General features: G+C 41.1%; 20 protein-coding genes. 12 read left to right on the top strand and 8 right to left on the bottom strand.

Annotation, left to right across the window (positions count from 1 at the left end; genetic code table 11):
- Window positions 1-10 precede the first annotated feature (10 nt).
- The gene (locus MHI60_RS02420; RefSeq protein ID WP_144485588.1) at window positions 11-1198 is read right to left on the bottom strand and encodes a M20 family metallopeptidase; all 1188 of its coding nucleotides are present in this window, start codon (window positions 1196-1198) and stop codon (window positions 11-13) included.
- Window positions 1199-1481: 283 nt separating this feature from the next.
- Here MHI60_RS02420 and MHI60_RS02415 point away from each other — a divergent pair, with 283 nt between their 5' ends.
- Entirely contained in the window at window positions 1482-1634 is a 153-nt protein-coding gene (locus MHI60_RS02415; protein WP_223250951.1) for a hypothetical protein, read from the top strand.
- 64 nt (window positions 1635-1698) lie between these two features.
- Here MHI60_RS02415 and MHI60_RS02410 read toward each other — a convergent pair whose 3' ends face one another.
- On the bottom strand, window positions 1699-2184 hold the full coding sequence (locus MHI60_RS02410; protein WP_144485586.1) for an antibiotic biosynthesis monooxygenase: 486 nt from the start codon (window positions 2182-2184) through the stop codon (window positions 1699-1701).
- A 117-nt stretch (window positions 2185-2301) separates the two neighbouring features.
- On the opposite strand from MHI60_RS02410, the gene MHI60_RS02405 reads away from it, so the two are divergent.
- The 7 genes from MHI60_RS02405 to MHI60_RS02375 all read left to right on the top strand — a co-directional run bounded on the left by MHI60_RS02405 (window position 2302) and on the right by MHI60_RS02375 (window position 12353).
- Complete coding sequence (locus MHI60_RS02405) at window positions 2302-4446, top strand: PBP1A family penicillin-binding protein (protein WP_342502667.1); 2145 nt, start codon at window positions 2302-2304, stop codon at window positions 4444-4446.
- Between the two features lie 124 nt (window positions 4447-4570).
- Window positions 4571-5629 (top strand): uroporphyrinogen decarboxylase, encoded by a 1059-nt coding sequence (gene hemE, locus MHI60_RS02400; RefSeq protein WP_111290207.1) that lies wholly within the window; start codon window positions 4571-4573, stop codon window positions 5627-5629.
- Between the two features lie 32 nt (window positions 5630-5661).
- Window positions 5662-6600, top strand: a complete 939-nt coding sequence (gene hemH, locus MHI60_RS02395; RefSeq protein ID WP_048238403.1) for a ferrochelatase — start codon at window positions 5662-5664, stop codon at window positions 6598-6600.
- Between the two features lie 22 nt (window positions 6601-6622).
- Window positions 6623-8035, top strand: coding sequence for a protoporphyrinogen oxidase (gene hemY / locus MHI60_RS02390; protein WP_111290205.1), 1413 nt, complete (start codon window positions 6623-6625; stop codon window positions 8033-8035).
- 173 nt (window positions 8036-8208) lie between these two features.
- Entirely contained in the window at window positions 8209-8787 is a 579-nt protein-coding gene (locus MHI60_RS02385) for a TetR/AcrR family transcriptional regulator (RefSeq protein ID WP_186318625.1), read from the top strand.
- 64 nt (window positions 8788-8851) lie between these two features.
- Window positions 8852-11161 carry a YhgE/Pip domain-containing protein gene (locus MHI60_RS02380; protein WP_144470075.1) on the top strand — a complete coding sequence of 770 codons (2310 nt, stop codon included), beginning with the start codon at window positions 8852-8854 and terminating at the stop codon, window positions 11159-11161.
- 142 nt (window positions 11162-11303) lie between these two features.
- Window positions 11304-12353, top strand: coding sequence for a M42 family metallopeptidase (locus MHI60_RS02375; RefSeq protein ID WP_095408130.1), 1050 nt, complete (start codon window positions 11304-11306; stop codon window positions 12351-12353).
- Between the two features lie 33 nt (window positions 12354-12386).
- On the opposite strand, the gene MHI60_RS02370 is transcribed toward MHI60_RS02375, so the two are convergent.
- Together MHI60_RS02370 and yhfH are read right to left on the bottom strand one after the other, a co-directional pair.
- Window positions 12387-13676 carry a cation:dicarboxylase symporter family transporter gene (locus MHI60_RS02370; RefSeq protein WP_095408131.1) on the bottom strand — a complete coding sequence of 430 codons (1290 nt, stop codon included), beginning with the start codon at window positions 13674-13676 and terminating at the stop codon, window positions 12387-12389.
- Window positions 13677-14015: 339 nt separating this feature from the next.
- Window positions 14016-14153: a protein YhfH gene (gene yhfH, locus MHI60_RS02365; protein WP_008359029.1), complete on the bottom strand. Its 138-nt coding sequence runs from the start codon at window positions 14151-14153 to the stop codon at window positions 14016-14018.
- A gap of 156 nt (window positions 14154-14309) precedes the next feature.
- Here yhfH and MHI60_RS02360 point away from each other — a divergent pair, with 156 nt between their 5' ends.
- The 3 genes from MHI60_RS02360 to MHI60_RS02350 all read left to right on the top strand — a co-directional run bounded on the left by MHI60_RS02360 (window position 14310) and on the right by MHI60_RS02350 (window position 17771).
- Window positions 14310-15053 (top strand): MBL fold metallo-hydrolase, encoded by a 744-nt coding sequence (locus MHI60_RS02360; protein ID WP_186437336.1) that lies wholly within the window; start codon window positions 14310-14312, stop codon window positions 15051-15053.
- 2 nt (window positions 15054-15055) lie between these two features.
- Window positions 15056-16045, top strand: a complete 990-nt coding sequence (locus tag MHI60_RS02355; protein ID WP_024425472.1) for a lipoate--protein ligase — start codon at window positions 15056-15058, stop codon at window positions 16043-16045.
- 172 nt (window positions 16046-16217) lie between these two features.
- The gene (locus MHI60_RS02350; protein WP_144470079.1) at window positions 16218-17771 is read left to right on the top strand and encodes a fatty acid--CoA ligase family protein; all 1554 of its coding nucleotides are present in this window, start codon (window positions 16218-16220) and stop codon (window positions 17769-17771) included.
- A 103-nt stretch (window positions 17772-17874) separates the two neighbouring features.
- Here the strand turns inward: MHI60_RS02350 and MHI60_RS02345 are convergent, their stop codons facing one another.
- Window positions 17875-18282, bottom strand: a complete 408-nt coding sequence (locus tag MHI60_RS02345; RefSeq protein WP_061418589.1) for a hypothetical protein — start codon at window positions 18280-18282, stop codon at window positions 17875-17877.
- Window positions 18283-18459: 177 nt separating this feature from the next.
- On the opposite strand from MHI60_RS02345, the gene MHI60_RS02340 reads away from it, so the two are divergent.
- Window positions 18460-19743: a M48 family metallopeptidase gene (locus MHI60_RS02340; protein ID WP_095408135.1), complete on the top strand. Its 1284-nt coding sequence runs from the start codon at window positions 18460-18462 to the stop codon at window positions 19741-19743.
- Window positions 19744-19789: 46 nt separating this feature from the next.
- On the opposite strand, the gene MHI60_RS02335 is transcribed toward MHI60_RS02340, so the two are convergent.
- From MHI60_RS02335 to MHI60_RS02325, 3 genes are all read right to left on the bottom strand, one after another.
- Window positions 19790-20935: a S8 family peptidase gene (locus tag MHI60_RS02335; protein ID WP_186318626.1), complete on the bottom strand. Its 1146-nt coding sequence runs from the start codon at window positions 20933-20935 to the stop codon at window positions 19790-19792.
- 389 nt (window positions 20936-21324) lie between these two features.
- Entirely contained in the window at window positions 21325-21909 is a 585-nt protein-coding gene (locus MHI60_RS02330; protein ID WP_111290193.1) for a histidine phosphatase family protein, read from the bottom strand.
- A 61-nt stretch (window positions 21910-21970) separates the two neighbouring features.
- Window positions 21971-23266: a globin-coupled sensor protein gene (locus MHI60_RS02325; RefSeq protein WP_144485580.1), complete on the bottom strand. Its 1296-nt coding sequence runs from the start codon at window positions 23264-23266 to the stop codon at window positions 21971-21973.
- Window positions 23267-23294 lie beyond the last annotated feature (28 nt).

Raw genomic sequence — 23294 nt, 5'->3', positions numbered from 1 at the left:
CGGCTTTTTTTTATTCATTGTAGGAAAGAACGGCGTTAGCGAGTACCTTTGCTGCGACAGGCATTGCTTTTTCATTGATATCGAACTTTGGATGATGATGAGGATACACGTCTTTGCTGTTTTCCGGCATGGCGCCTGTGTAGAAGAAGGTACCAGGGACATGCTGAAGGTAGTAAGCAAAGTCTTCTCCGCCCATTTGCGTTTCTGCTTCTTTTACCTCTGTGACACCTTCTGTCTGTTTAGCGATGCCAGCAATATATTCAGTCGGCTTCGGGTGGTTTTTGACAGCTGGATATCCTCTCACATATTCATATGTGTAGGCAGCTTCATGCATCTGGCATACCCCTTTTACCACCTGTTCAATTTCTCGTTCAATCATTTGACGTGCACTTTCTTCAAAGGATCGTGCAGTACCAGTTAAAACAGCTGAATCTGCAATGACGTTAAAGGCATTCTCTGCTACAAAACCTCCAACAGAGACAACTGCAGAATCAATCGGATTGATTTTACGGGCAACGACTTGCTGCAGGTTTGCGACGATTTGTGAACCGATGAGTACGGCATCTTTTGTTAAATGAGGCTGGGCGCCATGTCCGCCTTTCCCTTGAACTTGAATAGAGAAGCGATCAGCGGCTGCCATAAAGTTCCCGCTTTTATAAAGAATCGTGCCACAAGGCTCTGAAGACCAAAGGTGTGTACCAAATATCACATCGACACCGTCTAAACAGCCGTCTTCAATCATCGGTTTTGCACCGCCTGGAGCATATTCTTCCGCATGCTGATGAATGAGGACGATCTTCCCTTTTAATTGATCACGATGCATATGCAAGATTTTTGCTAATACAAGAAGTGTCGCAGTATGCCCATCGTGACCGCACGCATGCATCACACCAGGCTTTGTTGATTTGTAAGGCACATCCTTTTCATCGTGGATGGGAAGTGCATCAAAATCAGCTCTGAGGGCAATGGTTGGCCCCGGAGAAGCTCCTTCAATAAATGCGAGTACACCATGGCCGCCCACCTGAGTACGCGTAGGTATTTGTAATGTATCATAGTAGTTGGCGATGAAAGCGGCTGTTTCTTCTTCCTGAAAAGAAAGTTCAGGATTCATATGGAGATGGCGTCTAATTTCAACCATTTCCTCATAATGTTCATCAAGACGTTCATTGATGCTTTTTTGTAAAGTGGATATTGTCATTGAATCGAAAACCTCCTTCATGCTCTTTTACTGATTGTATGGTAATTGTTAGAATCTTTCAACAGAAGAGGATTCGTGGTCAGTATCAAAAGGTCATTTTACATAAAAGTCGAAGTTGAATATGAAGCAGGGAAAGGGAGGAGTAGCGTTGGGAAGCTGTCCAAATTGTTCAAAAACATTTTCTTTCGTCGAAAAGTTTCATTTATCACATACGAAAATGATGATGTGTCCAAGCTGCCGTCATCAAATTAGAGAAACGTTTGTCTCAAAAATGAGTTTTTTCATGATTTGCTTGATTCCGCTATTGGTGCTGCTGATTCAATTGAAAGGTGCTTCACCTATGTTGAAGTGGCCGATCCTATTAGGTTGGATATTGCTGAATTTCTATGTGCTTCAGCCGATCATTCATCGGTATGAGCTGAAATCAAGCGGATAAAATGAAGAGCCCAGCGATTGGGCTTTTTTTGATGAAAAAAAGAAGTGCTGAGAGCAGCACTTCCTTAATTGTCTGTGACGGCATGGTAGGATGTGAGGTAAGCTGGACGAGAAAAAATGGAGCCTGTATCCTCGTGTGGCTGAAAGAATGCTTCTGATTCTTGAAAGTCTTGAAATAAGTCCTCTGATTCCCAAAGTGTCAAAATCAAATAAACTTCTTCATCTTTTTGAGGTCTTAAAACGCGAAGAGCCTGGAAGCCGCGCTGATGTTCTGAGATGTTCGTCTTTTTCTGAAAGGTGGATTCAAACAGTGCTCTGCTTTCAAGCTTAACAGGGATATGATTCAAGGTGACGAAACCAGATTGGACAAGCTCGCCTTGCGCATAAATCACATCATAGGCATGAGGGGCTTTAAATACAGTCTCACCCTCCGTTTCATGAAAAAGAGCTGCTTGTTCTTTTCCGACCATATAAAGCAGATTTTCCAGATGGTGTTTCTTTGCGATTTTATGCAAAAAATCTGCTGTTCCATATGTAATATAGAAATTCATCTAAACCGCCTCCTGCTTGATAGTATAACAAAAGAATGATATATAATTCTTTGGTAGTCAATCCATAAAACATATTATGAAGCAATACATCCCATACTATCCGTATAAAGGAATGAGGTGACCAATTTGAAGAAAAAGAAGATAATCATTCCATTAGTCATTGCAGGAAGTACAATCGTACTCTCATTTATTGGCTATCTGACGATTTTATTTTTAGGACATTATGTCATAGATGAAAAGAAGCTTGTATTTCACGCTTCCTCCAAAATCATTGATCAGAATGGAAAAGAACTCACAAGCATGTATTCAGAAAATCGGGACCCTGTGTCCTTAAAAGAGGTGCCTGATAAAGTAGCGAAAGCTTTTGTAGCTGTCGAGGACAAGCGTTTTTATGAGCATCACGGAATTGATGCACAGTCTATTTCAAGGGCAATTTATCGAGATATATTAGCAGGAGGCAAGGTAGAGGGCGGCAGTACAATTACTCAGCAGCTCGCAAAAAATATTTTTCTCACAAATGACAAAACCTTTCTTCGAAAAACAAAAGAAGTCATTATTGCTATTAACTTAGAAAGAGATTATTCAAAGGATAAGCTGCTTGAGATGTATTTGAATCAGCTATACTTCGGCCATGGTGTTTATGGTATTCAGGCAGCAGCCAATTATTACTTTAGTAAGGATGTCAAAGATTTAACAGTCAGCGAAGGTGCCACGCTCGCTGCAATGCCAAAGGCACCATCTACTTACTCGCCTGTTTTACACCCTGATAAAAATAAACAAAGGCGGGACACCATCCTGAATTTAATGAACGAACAAGGATATTTGTCTTCCACAGAAACAGTAGAAGCAAAAGGGAGAACACTAGGTATTCATTTGAAAAAGAAATCAGAAACGCCTTGGGTGGACAGCTATGTTGATCTCATCATTAAAGAAGCAGAGTCAGAGTATGCCATTTCACATGAACAATTGCTTCAAGGCGGCTATACCATTACAGTTCCGATTGATATGAATCTGCAAAAAACCGCATATGATGCGATGAAAAACAACCGTTATTTCCCGGGAAAAAGCGGTTCTCCGGAAGGCAGCGCCGTATTTATTGATAACGAGTCTGGTGGAGTGAAAGCAGCCATCGGAGGACGAGAATATCAGGCTAGAGGTTATAACAGGGTGACGGCTGTTAGGCAGCCGGGATCTGTTTTTAAGCCAATCGCGGTTTACGGTCCGGCAATGCAGGAGAAAAAATTCAGACCTTATTCATTGCTTGAAGACAAAGAAAAAAGCTATGACGGCTATTCACCTAAGAATTACGATGGGCAGTATGAGGGAAGTGTCACAATGGTAGATGCCCTTATGAAAAGTAAAAATACTGCTGCGGTGTGGACGTTAAGCAAGCTGGGCATTGATACGTCGAAATCATATCTTGAGAAAATGGGGATAGATATCTCGGATAAAGGACTAGCCATGGCGCTTGGCGGTTTAGAAAAAGGAGTTTCTCCATTACAGATCGCTGGAGCCTTCCATACATTTGCAAATGAAGGCGTATATAAAAAGCCTTTCTTTATTCAGAAAATCACCAATGATGAAGGAGAAACGGTAGAAAAGAATCGTGGTAAGCAAGAACGAGTGTTTAGCGTGCAGAATGCTTGGAATATGACAAGAATGCTTCAGCAAGTCGTCAAAGGCGGGACGGCCCAGAGCGGTTCATACGCTGGAGATTTAGCAGGTAAAACAGGTACCACCACATATTCGGGTGTGAAAGGTGCAACAAAGGATGCTTGGTTTGCCGGCTATACGCCTAGTACAACGGGTGCGATTTGGATGGGGTATGACAAAACCGATAACAGCCACTATTTAACTGGGGGCAGTCAATACCCAGTGCAGCTGTTTAAAGATATTTTAACAACAGCTCAAATCACTAATGAAACGTTTGAAAAACCAGAGGGAATAAAAGAGCTCGAGTCGCCTATCCATTTAGAGGGACTATCAGGATTTGAAGCCCGCTATGCGTTTAAAATCAAAGGGTTGTTTACATTAGAGCTGTCTTGGGACAATCAGGAGGATAAACGCATTGAATACCGTATCTATGAAAAGAGAAATGGTAGTGAGACGCTGATCGACACAGTGACAGGCGTGGGCAGCTATACAATGCCGTATGCCAATGTGTTTTCAAATGCAGAGTATAAGGTTGTTCCATATAATACCCAAACGCAGGAAGAAGGCGAAGGCAGTGCGTATATCAAGCCAGAGGCTTTTGGACGTTAATATTCGGCGATTTTTTGAACATTGAGCCGCTTTAGTATACCGTTCCTTGAAAACGCGGTATAGTAAAAGCAGTGTTTGAGCCTTATACAAAGAGAGTGTAAGGCGAAAGGTGGAATGAAAGGTAATGGGAAAAACGAAGGTTTTTAATGACACGTTCTTAAAGGCGTGTAAAGGGGAAAAAACAGACCATGTACCAGTTTGGTATATGAGACAGGCAGGACGCTCACAGCCTGAATATCGTGCCCTGAAAGAAAAATACGGGCTATTTGAAATTACGCATCAGCCAGAGTTATGTGCTTATGTAACAAGACTTCCTGTAGAACAATATGGTGTAGATGCCGCTATTTTATATAAAGATATTATGACCCCGCTTCCGGCTATTGGAGTGGACGTTGAAATTAAAAATGGAATTGGACCTGTGATTGATGCACCCATTCGATCAAAAGCAGATATCGAACGTCTTGGGGAACTTCATCCTGAAGAAGACCTGCCATATGTGCTTGATACTATTCAGCTTTTAACGAAGGAACAGCTGAATGTTCCACTCATCGGTTTTGCTGGCGCACCATTTACGATGGCAAGCTATATGATTGAAGGCGGCCCATCTAAAAATTATCATAAAACAAAGGCGCTGATGTACAGTGATCCTGAGGCTTGGATGCTGCTCATGAACAAATTAGCTGATATGACGATCACGTACATACGCGCGCAGGTAAAAGCAGGGATCAGTGCATTTCAAATCTTCGACTCATGGGTTGGCGCTCTAAATGCAGCAGATTACCGGACATTCATTAAGCCTGTCATGCAGCGAATTTTCACAGAGCTGAAGTCTGAAAACGTACCAATGATTATGTATGGTGTTGGTGCAAGCCATCTAGCGAAAGACTGGCATGACCTGCCGCTTGATGTGGTTGGACTGGATTGGCGTATGAGTGTAGACGAAGCGAGAAAAGAAGGGCTCACAAAAACGTTACAGGGGAACCTTGATCCAACCATCTTACTTGCTCCTTGGGAAGTCATTGAAGAAAGAGCAAAAGATATTTTAGATCAAGGAATGAAATCAGATCACTTTATCTTTAACTTAGGTCATGGGGTATTTCCTGATGTTTCACCAGATACGTTAAAGAAGCTGACAGATTTTATTCACGATTATTCAGCGAAACATAAAAAATCATCCATCTAAACTATTTCTACTGATCTGAAGGAGTGTTGGTTGTGGAGAAAAAGAAAATGGGACTTCTTGTCATGGCATATGGCACCCCATATAAAGAAGAAGATATTGAGCGTTATTATACACATATCCGTAGAGGCAGAAAGCCGGAGCCAGAGATGCTGCAAGATTTGAAGGATCGCTACAAGGCAATTGGCGGTATTTCTCCTTTATCAAAAATTACCGAACAGCAGGCAAATGGTTTGTGTGATCATTTGAACGACATCCAAGACGACATTGAATTTCATGTCTACATTGGTTTAAAACATATTGAGCCATTCATTGAGGATGCAGTTGCAGAGATGCACCGGGACGGTATCACAGAAGCAGTAAGTATTGTTCTTGCACCGCATTTTTCAACCTTTAGCGTGAAATCGTATAACAAGCGTGCACAAGATGAGGCAGACAAGCTTGGCAACCTGAAGATTACGTCTGTTGAAAGCTGGTACGATGAGCCAAAGTTTGTGGACTATTGGGTGAAACAAGTGAAGGATACGTATGCATCAATGAGTGAAGAGGAAAGAGAATCGGCAGTGCTCATTGTGTCTGCACACAGCCTTCCTGAAAAAATTATCGCAGCAGGAGATCCATATCCTGATCAGCTTGCACAATCTGCCAAAATGATTGCAGAAGGTGCAGGAATTGAACATTATGAAATTGGCTGGCAAAGTGAAGGCAACACGCCTGATCCATGGCTTGGACCAGATGTTCAAGACTTAACACGGGATCTATTCGAACAAAAAGGCTATAAAACGTTCGTATATGTGCCTGTTGGGTTTGTCGCTGACCACCTTGAAGTGTTATACGACAACGATTATGAATGTAAAGTCGTAACAGATGAAATCGGTGCAGCCTACTATCGTCCAGAAATGCCAAATGCGAAACCAGCATTTATTGATGCTCTGGCAACTGTCGTATTAAAGAAGCTTGACGAAAGCAAGTAATTATATAAAAGAAGGCGATCCTATGCATGACAATCAAAAACACCTTGTCATCATTGGCGGTGGCATCACTGGTTTAGCCGCCGCCTTCTATTTGGAAAAGGAAGTCGAAGAAAAAGGTCTTCCCATTCAAATATCTCTTATTGAAGCGAGCCCTAGGCTAGGTGGAAAAATACAAACATTATATAAAGACGGCTACATCATTGAACGCGGACCTGATTCATTTTTAGAAAGAAAGGTTAGTGGACCGCAGCTGGCGAAAGATGTAGGTCTCGCGGATCAGCTCGTCAATAATGAAACAGGGCAAGCGTATGTACTAGTCAATGAAACCCTTCACCCGATGCCAAAAGGCGCTGTCATGGGTATTCCAACTCAAATCAGCCCATTCATCACAACCGGTCTTTTTTCAGTTGCAGGAAAAGCGAGAGCCGCAATGGATTTCGTACTGCCAAAAAGCAAACAGACAGAAGATCAGTCGCTCGGTGAATTTTTTAGAAGACGTGTCGGTGATGAAGTAGTTGAGAATTTAATCGAACCTCTTCTATCAGGCATTTATGCAGGTGACATTGACCGTCTCAGCTTAATGTCCACCTTCCCGCAGTTTTATCAAACAGAACAGAAGCATCGCAGTTTGATTCTTGGGATGAAAAAATCACAACAGCATGCGAAAGCGCAGCAAGTGACAGCGAAAAAACAAGGGCAGTTCCAAACGATCAATCAAGGACTTCAAGCGCTTGTTGAAGCAGTAGAAAGCAAGCTCAAGCTGACAACGGTTTATAAAGGGACAAAAGTGAAGAAGATTGAAAAAACAGATGGAGGCTACGGCGTGCATTTAGACAGCGGTCAAACGCTTTTTGCCGATTCAGCCATTGTGACAACTCCGCATCAATCGATCTATTCCATGTTTCCAAAAGAAGCGGGGCTTGAGTACTTGCATGATATGACATCTACTTCTGTTGCAACGGTTGCACTCGGTTTTAAAGAAGAGGATGTTCATAATGAATACGACGGCACTGGTTTTGTCATCTCAAGAAACAGTGATTTCTCTATCACAGCCTGTACATGGACGAACAAAAAATGGCCGCATACAGCACCTAAAGGAAAAACGCTATTGCGTGCATATGTAGGGAAGGCTGGCGACGAATCAATTGTCGAGCAGTCAGACCATCAAATCGTCAGCATCGTGCTGGAGGATTTGAAAAAAATCATGGATATTAAAGCAGATCCAGAACTGACGACAGTGACTCGCTGGAAGACGAGCATGCCGCAATATCACGTCGGTCATCAAAAAGCCATTTCGAACATGCGAGAAACGTTTAAGCAATCATACCCTGGTGTTTATATTACAGGTGCTGCTTTTGAAGGTGTCGGAATTCCTGATTGTATTGATCAAGGAAAAGCCGCTATTTCAGAAGCTGTATCTTATCTATTTTCATAAAACAAGCTCCCTTTTCTATCAAGGAAAGGGAGTTTTTCATGTTCGAATAATTCAAAAAGAGTTGTGAATCATAAAAGTGAACAAAGTTGTTGCATCCGGTGAAAAGGATGTGGTATATTACTTTCTGTACTTAATGACCAAAACGTTCAAATAGTCATTTTGGGAGTGAGATCATGAGTGTTGATAGGAGACAAATGATTTTAGATGGGGCCACGAAGGCATTTACTCAATTCGGGTATAAAGCAACCACAATGGACCTTGTGGCGAAGCTTGCCAACGTCGGAAAAGGAACCATTTATACCTTTTTCAAAAACAAAGAAGAGCTGTTTGATGAAATTTTCACGTCCCTTTTAATGGAGATGAGAAAAATTGCGGATGAAGCAATAGATGAGGAGAATAGTTTCTCTGAAAACCTTCACTTAGCACTCTTTGCAATATTGGAATTTCGAAAAAACCACCAGCTCACAATCAAAATCTTTCAGGAAAATGCGGAGCTTGGCACGTCAGCGGTCAAGGAAATGATTGAGAAGATGGAGCAAATGATCATTCGCTATATCAAAACGAAAGTAAAAGAAGCGATTGATAAAGGCGATATTAAGCCATGTGATCCTGAATTGACTGCATTTGTGATGGTGAAACTATATATTGCACTTATTTTTGATTGGGAAAAGCGATACGAGCCTTTAACAAAAGAAGAGGTGGCCGAGTCGCTGGAGCTTTATGTACTCAAAGGACTTTCAGCAGCAACATAATTTTTTTTAAGTTCAAATGACCAAATTCTAAATTTAGTCATTCATCTATGGGAGGAAAACAGCAATGAATTTAATTCGGAATCAATGGAAAGACATTGTGACGAGCAAAAAACTACTGATCCCGATTTTAGCTGTCTTATTTATTCCGCTGATTTACAGTGGCGTATTTTTAAAAGCGTACTGGGATCCATATGGTACAGTTGATCAATTGCCTGTAGCGGTTGTCAACTTGGATGAAGGCAGTCATTATGACGGGAAAACACTGCATGTCGGCGATGATTTAGTGAAGGAATTAAAGAAAAACGATAATTTCAAATGGAACTTTGTCGATAGTCAAGAAAAGGCAGTGAAGGGATTAAATAATGAGGATTATTATCTCGTCGTGGAAATACCAAAGGATTTCTCGAAAAATGCAAGTACAGTCCTTGATAAACATCCAAAAAAATCGAATCTGAAATATTATACGAATCCAGGCGCCAACTATGCGGCGTCACAAATTGCGAATAATGCCATTATCAAATTAAAAGATTCGGTTTCAAAGGAAGTCACAAAAAATTATGCTGAGGTCATTTTTGATAACTTCAAAACGATTGCAAAAGGCTTAGATCAAGCAAGCGATGGTGCGAAGAAAATTGATGACGGAACAAAAAATGCAAAAGATGGCAGTAACAAATTAAAAGACAATCTAGCAAAATTGGCTGAAGGAACGTTAACCTATAGCGAAGGTGTTCATCAGTTTGCTGGTAAAATGGGTGAACTGAACACAGGAATACAATCTCTTGACAGCGGTCTTGGCCAGCTCTTAACAGGCTATCAAACCATCGATCAGAAATTTGGAGAGCTTGGTACAGGGATTGATACATTGACTGAAGGGTTAAACACAAGCCGTGAAGGCCATCAGCAGCTCGCTTCTAAAATGCCGCAATTTACAGCGGGCATTGAGCAGCTAAACAACAAAGCACAATCTTTTTCAGAAAAAATCGAAGCAGTAGAAAAAGTCTTGTCGTCACCAGAATTAGCGAATCTTGAAAAGATGGCGCCTAAACTCGATCAGGTGAAAAAAGATGCAAAAACGTTTAGTACAAAACTGGCTTCATTAAAAGAAGCGCTATCGAATCGAGATGCCAAAGTAAAAAGCATCATCCAAAACAGCTCAATGACAGATGAAGAGAAAAAGGCGGCAATGGATCAGCTTGATAGTCTGCCAAAAATCGAATTGCCTGATCTGTCTGGACTTGAACAAAGCTTAGCGGCTTTGCAGGAACTGCCTGATGCAAGTGAGGTTCAATCTGCGGTTGCTTCTGCAAAAGCTCAGCTGCAGCAAGTGAAACAGCTGCCAAAGAAAACGGAACAGCTGTACACGTCTACAGTCGCGATACAAAATGCGATTGATCAAATGACATCTGGTACAAATAAATTGTATCAAGGTGCACTGAAGCTCCAAACAGGTCAAGGCCAATTACAAGATGGTCTGCAGACAGCAAATGGAAAGCTTGATACAGCGAAAAGCGGTGCAGATAAGCTTGCCAATGGTTCAAGCCAGCTAAGCGCAGCGTTAAATAAGCTGGAAAGTGGTTCAACGAATATTCAAAGCAACACATCTAAGCTTGCTGAAGGTTCAAAATCACTCGATAAAGGATTGGGAGATTTAAAGAGCGGTACAGGTAAGCTGTCCGATAAATTAAAAAGCGCCGCTGATGAAACAGGAGAAATTGATGCGGGTCAAGACAACTACAATATGATTGCGAGTCCCGTGAAAACAGAAAATGATACAGCGAAAAAGATCGATAATTATGGTACAGGGCTCACACCTTATATTTTATCGATGGGACTCTTTGTAGGGGCTCTCATGCTCACTGTTGTATTCCCAATGAAAGACCCTGCTGGACGCCCTAGAAATGCATTTGAATGGTTTGTCAGCAAATATAGCGTGCTCCTATTTGTCGGTATTCTTCAAGCAGTCATTGCAAGCTCCATGCTCATCTTTGGGCTTGGCCTTGAAGTGGAAAGCCTCTGGCGCTTCTATCTCTTTGCGATCATCGTCAGTCTGACATTCTTAGCGATTATTCAGCTGCTGGCGACAACTATGGGGAACCCAGGACGCTTCATTGCTGTTATTATCTTGGTTCTTCAGCTCGCAGCAAGTGCTGGTACATTCCCGCTTGAGCTTGTGCCGAAATTCTTCCAAGTCATTCATAGTCTGCTTCCAATGACGTATACAATCAATGGATTTAGAACGATCATTGCAAGCGGTGATAACAGCTATTTATGGCACCAGGCAGCGATCCTTGGAACAGTTGCGATCATCATGATGGCGGCAACAACAGCATACTTTGCTTGGAACGTTAGAAAAATGAAACAGGACGAAGCTTAATCTATGAATCCTTTCTCTTTTTAGAGGAAGGATTTTTATTTGAAATTAGACATCTCGAACCTGAAGCGATATATTTTAAGAAGAGATGCTGAAAAAGGCATACATGGAAGGAATTGCTTTCAGACAAAGGAGGAAATGCCGAATGACAACTGAAGTAAACGAAACCGTTCAGCTGATTCAAAAGCTCGTATCGATCCCAAGTCCATCAGGAAATACAGAAAAAGTGATCGGCTTTGTTGAACGCTTTTTACAAGATTTGAATATTGAGACAAAACGAAATCGAAAAGGTGGATTAATTGCCACCATCAAAGGAACAGATGACAAGGAACACCGCATGCTGACAGCGCATGTCGATACGCTCGGTGCGATGGTTAAGGAAATTAAATCAAATGGACGGCTTCGTCTTGCACTCATTGGAGGCTTTCAATATAACTCAATTGAAGGCGAATATTGTGAAATTGAAACAGCATCAGGCCATACATACACAGGAACCATTCTTATGCATCAAACATCCGTTCACGTCTATGCGGATGCTGGAAAAGCGAAACGAAACCAAGAAAATATGGAGATTCGTCTTGATGAAAAGGTGAAAAATGCAGACGATGTCAAAGCACTTGGCATTCAAGTAGGGGACTTTATCTCATTTGATCCGAGAGTGGAAGTGACGTCTTCAGGTTTTATTAAATCAAGACATCTTGATGACAAGGCAAGTGTGGCGCTGCTTTTGCGGCTCATCCACCGGATTCAAAAGGAAAACATCACATTGCCGCATACGACGCATTTCTTAATTTCCAATAATGAAGAGATTGGCTACGGCGGAAACTCGAATATTCCTGAAGAAACGGTGGAATATCTCGCTGTAGATATGGGCGCGATCGGTGACGGTCAATCAACAGATGAATACAGTGTATCGATTTGTGTAAAAGATTCGAGCGGCCCTTATCACTATGGACTACGCAAACATTTAGCCGCATTAGCAGAAGAGAACAACATTGATTACCGCCTTGATATTTACCCTTATTATGGCTCTGATGCATCAGCAGCTATTAGAGCAGGGCATGATATCATTCATGGACTGATTGGTCCTGGTATAGATTCCTCTCATGCTTTTGAAAGAACACATGAAGATTCACTTGTCCATACAGCGGATCTCCTTTACCACTATGTCCAATCAACATTAATCACAGCATAAAAAAAGAACCCCGATAGAAGGGGTTCTTTTTGATTAGCTTGACAGCTGTGTTGGTTCAGGTACATCTTGTCCAGTCATCACACGATGTCCTTTTTCAGGGTCATACTGCCCTTCCCATTTAGACATGACAACAGCTGCAAGTGCATTACCTGTTAAGTTCACAACAGTCCGCGCCATATCCATGATACGGTCCACACCTGCAATAAATGCAAGACCTTCAGCAGGTACACCGATTGTTCCTAATGTTGCGAGTAATACAACAAATGAAGTACCAGGAACGGCAGCCATTCCTTTAGAAGTTACCATCAGCACAAGAACAAGTGTAAGCTGCTGGACGATCGTGAGGTCAATGCCATATACCTGTGCAAGGAAAAGCGCTGCAATGGCTTGATACAAGACGGAGCCGTCCAAGTTAAACGTATAACCGATTGGGATAACAAACGAAACAATCCCTTTTGGACATCCGATGCGCTCCATTTTATCCATGACTCTTGGTAAAACTGTTTCAGAGCTGGATGTACTAAAGGCAAGAAGCATCTCGTCTTTCATGTAAGCAAGAAATCTGAAAATATTGACGCCAATCATCTTTCCGATAATTCCGAATACAACGATAAGGAAGAGAGCGAGCGCAAAATAAACAAGACCTACAAGCTTACCTAATGAAATAAGAGATTCAAGACCAAATTTTGATACCGTCACACCAATGAGTGCGAATACACCAAATGGCGCAGCTTTCATCACAATATTGACGACATGGAACATGGCATGTGATACACCTTCGAAGAAGGCGAGCACTGGTTTGCCGCGTTCACCAATGGCTGAAACACCAAGTGCAAATAGCACAGTGAAGAAAATAATTGCAAGCAAATCACCTTCCGCCAACGATTGGAAGAAGTTCGTTGGAACGATATGAAGGAACGTATCAGCAACTGATTTGCTGCTTTGCTCTTTTTCCGTTTCAACATACTGGCTAATATCTTGTTTTTCCGTATTTCCAAAGTCAACGCCTGCACCAGGTTGTACAAAGTTTGCAAGTACAAGACCAAGGATAATCGCAAATGTTGTGATAATTTCAAAATAAAGAATGGTTCTAAAACCAAGTTTCCCTACTTTTTTACCATCACCCGCACCTGCAACACCTAAAATTAAGCTGGATACGACAATTGGTATGACAATCATCTTGATGAGTCTTAAGAAGAAGTCTCCAATTGGTTTTAAGTATGTCTCGACACCTGGGTTACCGAAAAAGATCGCCCCAACAACGACACCGAGAATAAGACCGATTAGGATTTGAGTAGCCAATCCAAATTTTAATTTTTTCATAGATTTCCTCCCTAACATATTCATTAAAGGAATATTCCCATCATATTAAGTTTTAATATATGAATTAAAGTATAACTAAAATTAAAGAGGTTCGTCCACGATAAAATTATATTAAGAAAATACAAAATTGTTAGAAAAAATAGACATTTAGAACCTCCTTCATTGTTTTGAGTCAATAAAAAGTGTCTTCAGAACTAAAACTCATCATATGAAAATACTAAAAAAACCTTTTGTGACGGGGGTTTTACCTTTTTACCTATTTTTCAGAAAAAATAAAAAGCACTTTTGACTCCAACTGACGACGGAGGAAAAAAGTGCTTTTTTATTCAATTTATTTCCTTATTTAAGATAACTTACTTGTGAGCATTCCTCACATTCATTACCGTAACACTCGTGCTGTTCCATTAAATCATTTCCACATTTTGTGCATTTCTTTGAGGGCAAATTTCTAAAAAACTCTGTGATTTTTCCTAGCATTTGTCATCCTCCAATACGTTTTGTTGCTATCATTGTATTATAACAGATTAATAATTGTCAATCTGTTTTGTAACAATAGGCAAGAAGAATGCTTTTTCCATGAAAAATGGGTATATTGTAAGGAGGGGAATTTTAGAAAAGGAGGGAAAAATGACGATGAAATTAACTGTGATTGGATGCTATGGAGGGTTTCCGGCAGCTGGTGAAGCGACATCAGGCTATCTTTTTGAATCAGATGGCTTTCGTCTTCTTGTAGACTGCGGAAGCGGTGTTCTTTCAAAGCTTCAGCAATACATTGATATAGAAGAACTAGATGCTGTTCTCCTTTCTCATTATCACCACGATCATATTGCAGATATCGGACCACTCCAATATGCGAAGCTAGTGGGATATCATTTAGGAAAAAGCAGCGGCCCGCTTCCGATCTATGGACATACTGGTGATCAAGAAGCATTTGGACGGCTTTCTGATGATGTACATACAAAGGCAAAGCCCTATCAGCCGGAAGAAGGAATTCAACTCGGACCATTTCAAATTGATTTTTTGAAAACGGTTCATCCGGCAGAATGCTATGCGATGAGAATTCAGGCAGACGATGCTGTGGTCGTGTATACAGCAGACTCAAGCTATCAGGACGCATTTATTCCATTTAGCAAAGGGGCAGATCTGCTCATTGCCGAAAGCAATTTTTACGCTGGACAAGATGGATCAGGTGCAGGACATATGAACAGTACGGAAGTAGGGAAGATTGCAAAGGAAGCAAATGTTGGGGAACTCATCATCACTCATCTGCCCCATTTTGGTCGTCATAAAGACCTAGTCAATGAAGCACAGGCGTTATATACTGGCAGTATACAGCTTGCCCATTCAGGGCTTAGATGGAACAAGGAAGGAAGATAGAGATGCTGTTTATCGATAACGAACAACATTATGATCCAATGATTAATTTGGCAATTGAAGAATATTGCTTAAAATATTTAGATCCAGAAGAAACATATTTACTGTTTTACATCAATCAGCCGTCAATTATTATTGGAAAGAACCAAAATACAATAGAAGAAATCAACACGAAGTATGTGGAAGACAACGGAATTAAAGTCGTGCGCCGCTTATCCGGCGGTGGTGCAGTTTACCATGACAAAGGAAACTTAAACTTCAGCTTTATTACAAAAGATGATGGGGACAGTTTCCATAACTTTAAAAAGTTCACGGAGCCAGTCATCAAAGCGCTTGAAAAGCTAGGCGTTAAAGCTGAATTGAGCGGCAGAAATGACATCATGGCAGATGGACGTAAAATTTCTGGAAATGCCCAGTTCGCAACAAGAGGACGTATTTTCAGTCATGGCACACTGCTATTTGATTCAGAAATTGAACATGTCGTTTCGGCTTTGAATGTGAAAAAAGAAAAGATCGAATCAAAAGGCATCAAATCGATTAGAAGCAGGGTCGCCAATATTAGTGAACTGATGGATCAAAAAATGACAACAGAAGAATTTAGAAAAATTCTTTTAAGCTACATTTTTGATACAAATGGGGACGTGCCTCAATATCGCCTGACTGAAAAGGATTGGGAAAAGATTCACGAAATTTCCCGAGATCGCTATCAAAAATGGGAATGGAACTACGGACGTTCACCGAAATTTAATTTGCAGCATTCTAAGAGATTCCCTGCAGGCTCCATTGATTTGCGATTAGAAGTGAAAAAAGGGATGATTCAGGATTGCAAAATCTTTGGTGATTTCTTTGGCGTAGGGGATATTGCCGATATTGAAAAGAGACTCATTGGCCAGCAATATGATCGTAAAACAATTAGCGACGTATTAGAAGATATGGATATGCGCCATTATTTCGGTAACGTATCAAAAGAGGATTTTCTTGATTTGATTTATTAATTGCGGGAAGGCACGGCTAGAGATAGCGGTGCTTTTTTGATTGAGGGAAATGAAAGCGATTTACATTTGATCTTGTGGATTTTTTCGATTGTCTATTATAATAGAAAGGAGGAATGTTTGGCCATAAAATGAATGGTCATTCATTCATTGATGACACGTAAGGGGTGGGAGAATGGATTTGATCAAAAATCTTCAGCAGACGGCGATGACGAAGGGAGAAAATATCGCACTGATCTTTGAAGGAAAGAAGTGGACCTATCGAGAGCTGATGACAAGTATCGAGCGTTTTGCAGATGGATTAGTCAACGAAGGGTTTCAAGCTGGGGATCATATTGCGCTTATTTTAGGGAATTCACCGCATTTTGTCATTTCTTTTTTTGGCGCATTAAAGGCAGGGGTAGTCGTTGTACCTATTAATCCAACATACACACCTAGTGAAATTGGATATATGCTCGTCACAGGCGATGTAAAAGGCATTGTGGCACCTGAACAGCTTCTGCCAGTGTACGAGCAGGTGTATGAACAGCTTCCGTCCATTGAAAAAGTCATTATTTGTGCAGAAAATGAATCGGCGTGCAGATCAAGCTTCAAGGAAGTATCTGATCGGCTTGTTTTCTTTGGAAAACTTGTGTCAGGTGCTGCGAATGAACACGTACATCCTTCCATTCATCCAGATGATACCGCAGTTATTTTATTTACATCTGGCACGACAGGAAAACCAAAAGGTGCCATGCTCACTCATCTCAACCTTTATTCAAATGCCAGAGATACCGCTGAGTATTTATCGATTGACGAAAAGGACAAGGTCATTGCCGCTTTGCCAATGTTCCATGTTTTTTGTTTAACAGTCTGTATGAATGCACCGTTGATGCATGGCGCGACGATTTATGTTTTGCCGCATTTCAGCCCATCAGAGCTTTTGCACATGATGGAAAAAGAGAAGCCAACGCTATTTGTTGGTGTTCCTACCATGTATAACTATTTGTACCGCCAGGAGGGGCATAATGAAGCGATGTCTTCCGTAAGGATCTGTATATCAGGCGGTGCCTCAATGCCTGTTGCCTTACTCCATGGATTTGAGGAAAAGTTCGGAGTGACGGTCCTTGAGGGCTATGGGTTATCAGAGGCATCTCCAGTGACTGCATTCAATCCTCTTGATGGAAAAAGAAAGCCGGGTTCTGTCGGGACTGACATTATGAATGTGAAGAATAAAATTGTGAATGAACTTGGAGAAGAAGTTGGTCCTAATGAAGTCGGAGAGCTCATAGCAAAAGGGCCAAACATCATGAAAGGCTATTATCAAATGCCAGAAGATACCGAAGCTGCACTAAGAGACGGCTGGCTGTATACTGGTGATTTGGCGAGAAGAGACGAAGAAGGATATATTTATATTGTCGATCGGAAAAAGGATATGATTCTTGTTGGCGGTTATAATGTTTATCCAAGAGAAATAGAAGAAGTACTTTATCAACATGAAGCTGTAGCAGAAGCCGTCGTTATCGGTGTGCCAGACCCAAACACAGGAGAGGCAGTCGTCTGTTACATTTCCCCTAAGAAACATGCTCACATTAATCAAGAAGACATCATCACACATTGTTCACGCTATTTAGCGAAATATAAGCAGCCCCAAACGATCCATTTCATAGATGATATTCCAAAAAACACAACAGGTAAAATTTTAAGAAGAGCGCTAAAGGAAAAGTATCAAGCAGAAGAAAGTAAATAAAAAAGGGAGTCTCTGATGAGGAGGCTCCCTTAGCATGTAGACAAATCCTCGCATTCAAGGCGTTCTATTACGCTGAAAGAAGACAAGGGGCTAAAAAGATATTTTAGCTCTTTTGAATGGCTTCTTTTAACTGTCTCTGAAAAGATTTCGATTGTTTTTCATTCAGTTCATAAAACGTCCCATCGACTAAAAAAACGACCTGTGATCGGTTGGTCCAAAGCTGAAAGGAGGTGCCATTTGTTCGTCCGAACATCACCTTGGCGATATAATCAGGCTTTTTTAAATTTTTCTTGAGATGATTGCTTGTTTGTTTGCCTTTATTTAATTCTTCAATTAAATCTTCTACTGTGTCCTTATCATCTATTTCATAAGAGATGGATTCATTCGCAGGTGAGAGCAGCAATTTTTCTGCTCGATTCTCATCAAAGATTTCGCTCGTCCGGCTGAACACATAAAAGAAGGTGATTAATATAAGTCCAAAAATCACAACTCCTGCAAGGATTTTCTTCATTTTGATCCTCCAACTCACTGTTTTACATGTAGCTTCTCCGATTTTTGAGTCGCATAATCATTTTTTTCGCGAAAGCTTTTTCAGATGGGGCATGCTATGATGGAGCCACATGAGACAGGTTCTAAACGAAAAAATGCGTGATTAGAATAGAGAGAGGAATGGAAAGGAGGCTGACCTGTGCGAGTACGTAAATGGGTAGCTCTTGCAACGGTAGCATACATATTGTACGGTCTTTTTATTTATTCGTATCTGTTTCTAATGGGGGATTCATCAGTACCTGAAAGTGTAAAAGGGACAAGTGCAGATCCGCATACTTTTATGACAAGTCATGAGCTTGTGATCAGCGAGAGTTTCTCGAATATACGAAACCTGCTGTATTTCATAACCATCCCATTAGATTGGTATGTCTTTTTCCTTTTGCTCATTTCAGGGTTTTCACGGAAAATAGCAGACTGGAGCCTGGCAGCAGCTCGTTTCACGTTTTTAAGCAAACTTGTGTATGTGTTTGTGCTGTCGCTTTTAACAATGCTCATTTCATTGCCAATTAAATGGATTGGCTATCAGCTGTCTTTGCACTACGGAGTATCTGCACAAAGTACAGCAAGCTGGTTGAAAGATCAAACGCTGGATTTTTGGATTCAATATCCGCTCCTTGCTCTTTGTACCATTGTGTTCTTTTGGCTGATTCAAAAAAGAAGAAAGCGCTGGTGGCTGTATGCGTGGTGTTTGACAGTTCCGGTCACGCTGTTTCTCTTCTTTATACAGCCAGTCGTCATTGATCCGTTATATAACAATTTTTATCCACTAAAGGATCAAGCTCTTGAGAAGAAGATATTAACGCTGGCAGACAAAGCGCATATTCCGGCAGATCATGTATATGAGGTCAATATGTCTGAGAAAACGAACACGATGAACGCTTATGTCACAGGAATTGGTGAAAATAAGCGCATTGTCTTATGGGACACAACACTGCAAAAGCTGAAAGACCGCGAAATTTTATTTATCATGGCACATGAAATGGGACATTACGTCATGAAACATGTCTATATTGGATTAGCAGGATATTTAGTGTTGTCACTGGCCGGATTTTTTGCCATCGACCGTCTTTATTTTTATCTTTATCAAAAAGGAGCAGCCTCATTTCGACTTAAGGTGTCACACGACATCGCTGCTCTTCCGCTTCTTTTCATCATCGTATCGATGCTGTCATTTGCAGCTTCACCTTTTACAAATGCAGTGTCAAGGCATCAAGAACGGGCAGCCGACGAATATGCAGTGAACATGACAAAAGACGGGGAGGCAGGCGTAACGTCTTTTCAAAAGCTTGCAAAATCAGGGCTGTCTCAGGTAAATCCACCGTTTTTAGTGAAGATATTCCGCTATGGACACCCGACCATTATGGAGAGAATCATGGATATGGAAAAAGCGGCGGAAAAAGAGAAAACGCCGAAAAAGCAGTAATAAATAAAATCCGGCTGGATCAGCCGGATTTTTTTATCACACTTGGTTAGTTAGAAGCCGCTTGAACGTTGATTAACCCTTTTCCATAATAGAATGAGTCACCAAGCGGTGTCGCTGTATTTTCTAAGCGCTGGCGAACCTGTGAATTTGTTAGGTTCGGGTTTTTAGAAAGAATAAGCGCTGCTGCTCCTGCTACATGAGGAGACGCCATAGATGTTCCAGTATAAGAAGTGTATCCACTGCTTGGCACTGTACTTAAAATAGAAGTACCAGGTGCAGAAACATCTAATTCAGGACCTGCGCTAGAAGATGAGTTTCTGACATTGTTACTGTTTACATTGGCAACAGCAATTGTAGACTCGTATTTTGCTGGATAGCCAACTGTACTTCTAGAGCCACTAGAGCCTGAATTACCTGCGGCGGCAACAACAACGACTCCACGGTTATTTGCTGTATCAACAGCATTTTTAAGCGCTGTTGAACCGCTTGCTCCGCCTAAGCTCATGTTGATGACATCCATGTTATTGGCTACAGCCCACTCAATACCGCTAATGATCCAGCTGTATTGTCCGTCACCATAACGGTCTAATACTTTCACAGCATATAGGGAAGCGCTTGGAGCGACCCCAAGAACACCAATTGTGTTATCAAGGGCAGCGATGGTTCCAGCTACGTGAGTTCCGTGTGATTGAAAGTCTTGGGTGGCATTTGGCTCTGAAGGGACGAAGCTCGCACCGCCTGCAACATTTAAGTCAGGGTGTGCAGCGTGGATTCCAGTATCAAGGACAGCTACTTTGACATTAGCACCTTTATAACCTTGAGCGTGTACAGCTGGAGCTTTGATTTGAGGGATTCCATAAGGGACGGTTTGTGCATATGCTTCTGCTTTATGGTCTTCTTCTACGTAAGCAATGCTAGGGTCATGTTCAAGTTTTTTGGCGGCTTGTTCGGACATTTTCACTTGTGCAGCATTAATGAGGCGGTATTGTTTTTCTAGTTTTCCACCATTTTGAATGACAGCTTGTTTCTTAGAGCTGTTTGTGGTGGCAGAGGCTTTAAAACCAACAATATAGCTTTTTTCACTATCTGTTTTGGAGACCGTCTCGGCATTTGCCATGGATCCTCCAAACCCTGCTGAAAACAGAAGAGGGACAGCCAATAAAACACTTGTCATCACATTTTTCTTTTTCACGCACATTCCACATCCCTTTTTTCTTATTTCAGAATAATCATCCGTAGTCTAATAGAATGATCCGTTTGATTATTCTGTATATTCAGTTTAAGGGAAGTAGGCAAATAAGAGTAGACCCGAATTTTTGTGAAAGTCCTAGCGAAAATTGGGGAATTAAGTCACTTGGAACTGGTGGTAAAATATGTTTATTCTATCATTTCAGCGATGAACTATTAAAAAGGGAGTGTGCTTTTTTTCTCATGATCCATTTTCGGTTAAATATTCGATACCCGAAATGCCATAAAATAGGTAGAATCGTCTAGCATCTATTTCGAATTTCGATATAAAAAAATATTATTTTATCATTGTTTTTGTCATGAAAAAAAGAACCTGCTAAGATAACAGGCTCTTTAAGAAGGGGCGGATTGAGTTAAATGGCTGACCACGTTGTAATCACGGACCTTCCATTTACCATCTGTCCATTCCACATAATTTAAGCAAGCATTGACAAGTCTCGTGTTCTGTAGACCCATATGTTCATCAGCCAAAGTAGTGAGTAAAGCATGGATAGCAGCACCGTGAGCCACGATCAGGACATGCTGATCTGGATAGGCTGCTCTGACTTTCTCAATTCCTTCTAACATTCGGTTTTGAATCGTCTCTAGTGGTTCCATATTTGGATACCGTTTATCTGGAAACAGCTTTTGCCGCTCCTCAAACGACATGCCTTCAGCGTCACCGTAATCTCGTTCAATGAAATCATCCATGATGACAAGTGGGGCATGGACATGATTTAAAATCAAGTGTGCCGTTTCTTTTGCCCTTATGAGTGGACTGGAAATGACAACATCCCAATGGACATCCTTTAAGTAAAGTCCAGTTTGTTCAGCCTGCCATTTACCTGTGTCGTTTAAAGGGATGTCTGTTCGTCCTTGAATTCGTTTCGCTGCATTCCAATCTGTTTCCCCGTGTCTGACTAGGCAAATTGTTGTCAATCAAATCCCGCCTTTTCTACCTTTTCTTCTATTATACTAAAACAGAAGAAAAAAGACTGTATTAGCGATTTGTCAGGCTTGTTAAGGATTCAACGGAGCTTGCGACTTGAGACACCGTTTGTTTGACTTCTTTCAATTCGTTCAGGAAGGTCTGAAGGTCAATTTCAATTTTTCCGTTTTGGTTTTTGCTTAAGTTCATGCTGCTGACGATATCATCAAAGAGTGAATTGATTTGTGTCATTTTTTCTTTACTATCTGTCACAAGTAAATTCACGTCTGCAATGTGCTGAGACACGATGGCGATTTGTGAATTGGTATTGTTGACGAGTTCAGATACAGTTGAAACCGTTTTCTTCGTGTCCTCTGATAATTTGCGCACCTCGTTTGCAACGACAGCAAAGCCTTTTCCATGTTCACCTGCTCGTGCAGATTCGATTGAGGCATTTAAAGATAACAAGTTCGTCTGCTCTGCAATGCCTGTGACAATCCCAAAGATTTGTTCAATTTGTTTGGCGATTTCTTCAAGGCGCTTAATTTCTGTTTCAATTTTCGTCATGCTGCCATCAATTTGATTCATTTGTGTTTGCTGAATTTCTAATTCTTTTTTACCGCCGATTGATTTTTCTTCGACCTGTGCTGAAATTTGTGTTCCAGCTTGTGACATGTCCGCCATCTCATCCGATTTTGAGACAAGCTTGTCGACTGCATTTGTTGTGTTTGAGAAGAGCGAAGCAAGCGAATTTGAAGTCTCCGTGATTTTTGTATGAAGCTCCTGCTGCTGCTCTTCTGCTTCATCACGAATTTTAGAATATTCATTTTGGAATGTATCTAGGACAAGCTGCTGCTCTAAATTTAAAATTTTCGTTGTCGCTTTGACTGCTGTCTGATATTCTTTGAAATCTTGGATATGATGAGCGAATAAATCCATAATGGATAGCAGAAGGTCTTGGAATGCTGCCATGTACCATTTAGGCTGGAGTCCAATTCGTAAATGAACTTGCGCAATTTTAATGCGTTTTGCCACATAGGTCTCGTCAATCACACCTGCAAACATTTCGCTAATATGAATGCGGAGTGTTTTTTTCAAACGATCGACAGAACTATTGTCTTGAATGATATGCATCAAGGAAGACTCGACTTCTAAATTTTTATAAAACTTATCAACAATATGTGCAATATCATCCTGAACAATTGGATTGAGCTGCTTTAATATAAATAGGTCATGCTGCGTCAGGTCGATCATTTTGATTTGTTTGGCGATGTCCGTATTGTTCGAGAAGTTGATTCGTTTTATCCCATCATCCTGCTGTGTGAAAAAAGCAGTGTTTTTTCTTTTCGGTTCTTTTTTAAATAACAATGTGTTTGTCCCCCCATAATCATCAAAA

The organism is Bacillus sp. FSL K6-3200, assembly GCF_038630485.1.
In the GTDB taxonomy this organism is placed as follows: domain Bacteria; phylum Bacillota; class Bacilli; order Bacillales; family Bacillaceae; genus Bacillus; species Bacillus safensis.
The sequence above is the reverse complement of the archived record's forward strand: the minus strand, read 5'-3'. Positions and strand labels throughout refer to the sequence as shown.

What these genes read in the sequence shown, in the direction of transcription:
- MHI60_RS02420 (WP_144485588.1), bottom strand. Translation starts at nt 1,198, where the DNA reads ATGACAATATCCACTTTACAAAAAAGCATCAATGAACGTCTTGATGAA.
- MHI60_RS02415 (WP_223250951.1), top strand. Translation starts at nt 1,482, where the DNA reads ATGATTTGCTTGATTCCGCTATTGGTGCTGCTGATTCAATTGAAAGGT.
- MHI60_RS02410 (WP_144485586.1), bottom strand. Translation starts at nt 2,184, where the DNA reads ATGAATTTCTATATTACATATGGAACAGCAGATTTTTTGCATAAAATC.
- hemE (WP_111290207.1), top strand. Translation starts at nt 4,571, where the DNA reads ATGGGAAAAACGAAGGTTTTTAATGACACGTTCTTAAAGGCGTGTAAA.
- hemY (WP_111290205.1), top strand. Translation starts at nt 6,623, where the DNA reads ATGCATGACAATCAAAAACACCTTGTCATCATTGGCGGTGGCATCACT.
- MHI60_RS02385 (WP_186318625.1), top strand. Translation starts at nt 8,209, where the DNA reads ATGAGTGTTGATAGGAGACAAATGATTTTAGATGGGGCCACGAAGGCA.
- MHI60_RS02380 (WP_144470075.1), top strand. Translation starts at nt 8,852, where the DNA reads ATGAATTTAATTCGGAATCAATGGAAAGACATTGTGACGAGCAAAAAA.
- MHI60_RS02375 (WP_095408130.1), top strand. Translation starts at nt 11,304, where the DNA reads ATGACAACTGAAGTAAACGAAACCGTTCAGCTGATTCAAAAGCTCGTA.
- MHI60_RS02370 (WP_095408131.1), bottom strand. Translation starts at nt 13,676, where the DNA reads ATGAAAAAATTAAAATTTGGATTGGCTACTCAAATCCTAATCGGTCTT.
- yhfH (WP_008359029.1), bottom strand. Translation starts at nt 14,153, where the DNA reads ATGCTAGGAAAAATCACAGAGTTTTTTAGAAATTTGCCCTCAAAGAAA.
- MHI60_RS02360 (WP_186437336.1), top strand. Translation starts at nt 14,310, where the DNA reads ATGAAATTAACTGTGATTGGATGCTATGGAGGGTTTCCGGCAGCTGGT.
- MHI60_RS02355 (WP_024425472.1), top strand. Translation starts at nt 15,056, where the DNA reads ATGCTGTTTATCGATAACGAACAACATTATGATCCAATGATTAATTTG.
- MHI60_RS02350 (WP_144470079.1), top strand. Translation starts at nt 16,218, where the DNA reads ATGGATTTGATCAAAAATCTTCAGCAGACGGCGATGACGAAGGGAGAA.
- MHI60_RS02345 (WP_061418589.1), bottom strand. Translation starts at nt 18,282, where the DNA reads ATGAAGAAAATCCTTGCAGGAGTTGTGATTTTTGGACTTATATTAATC.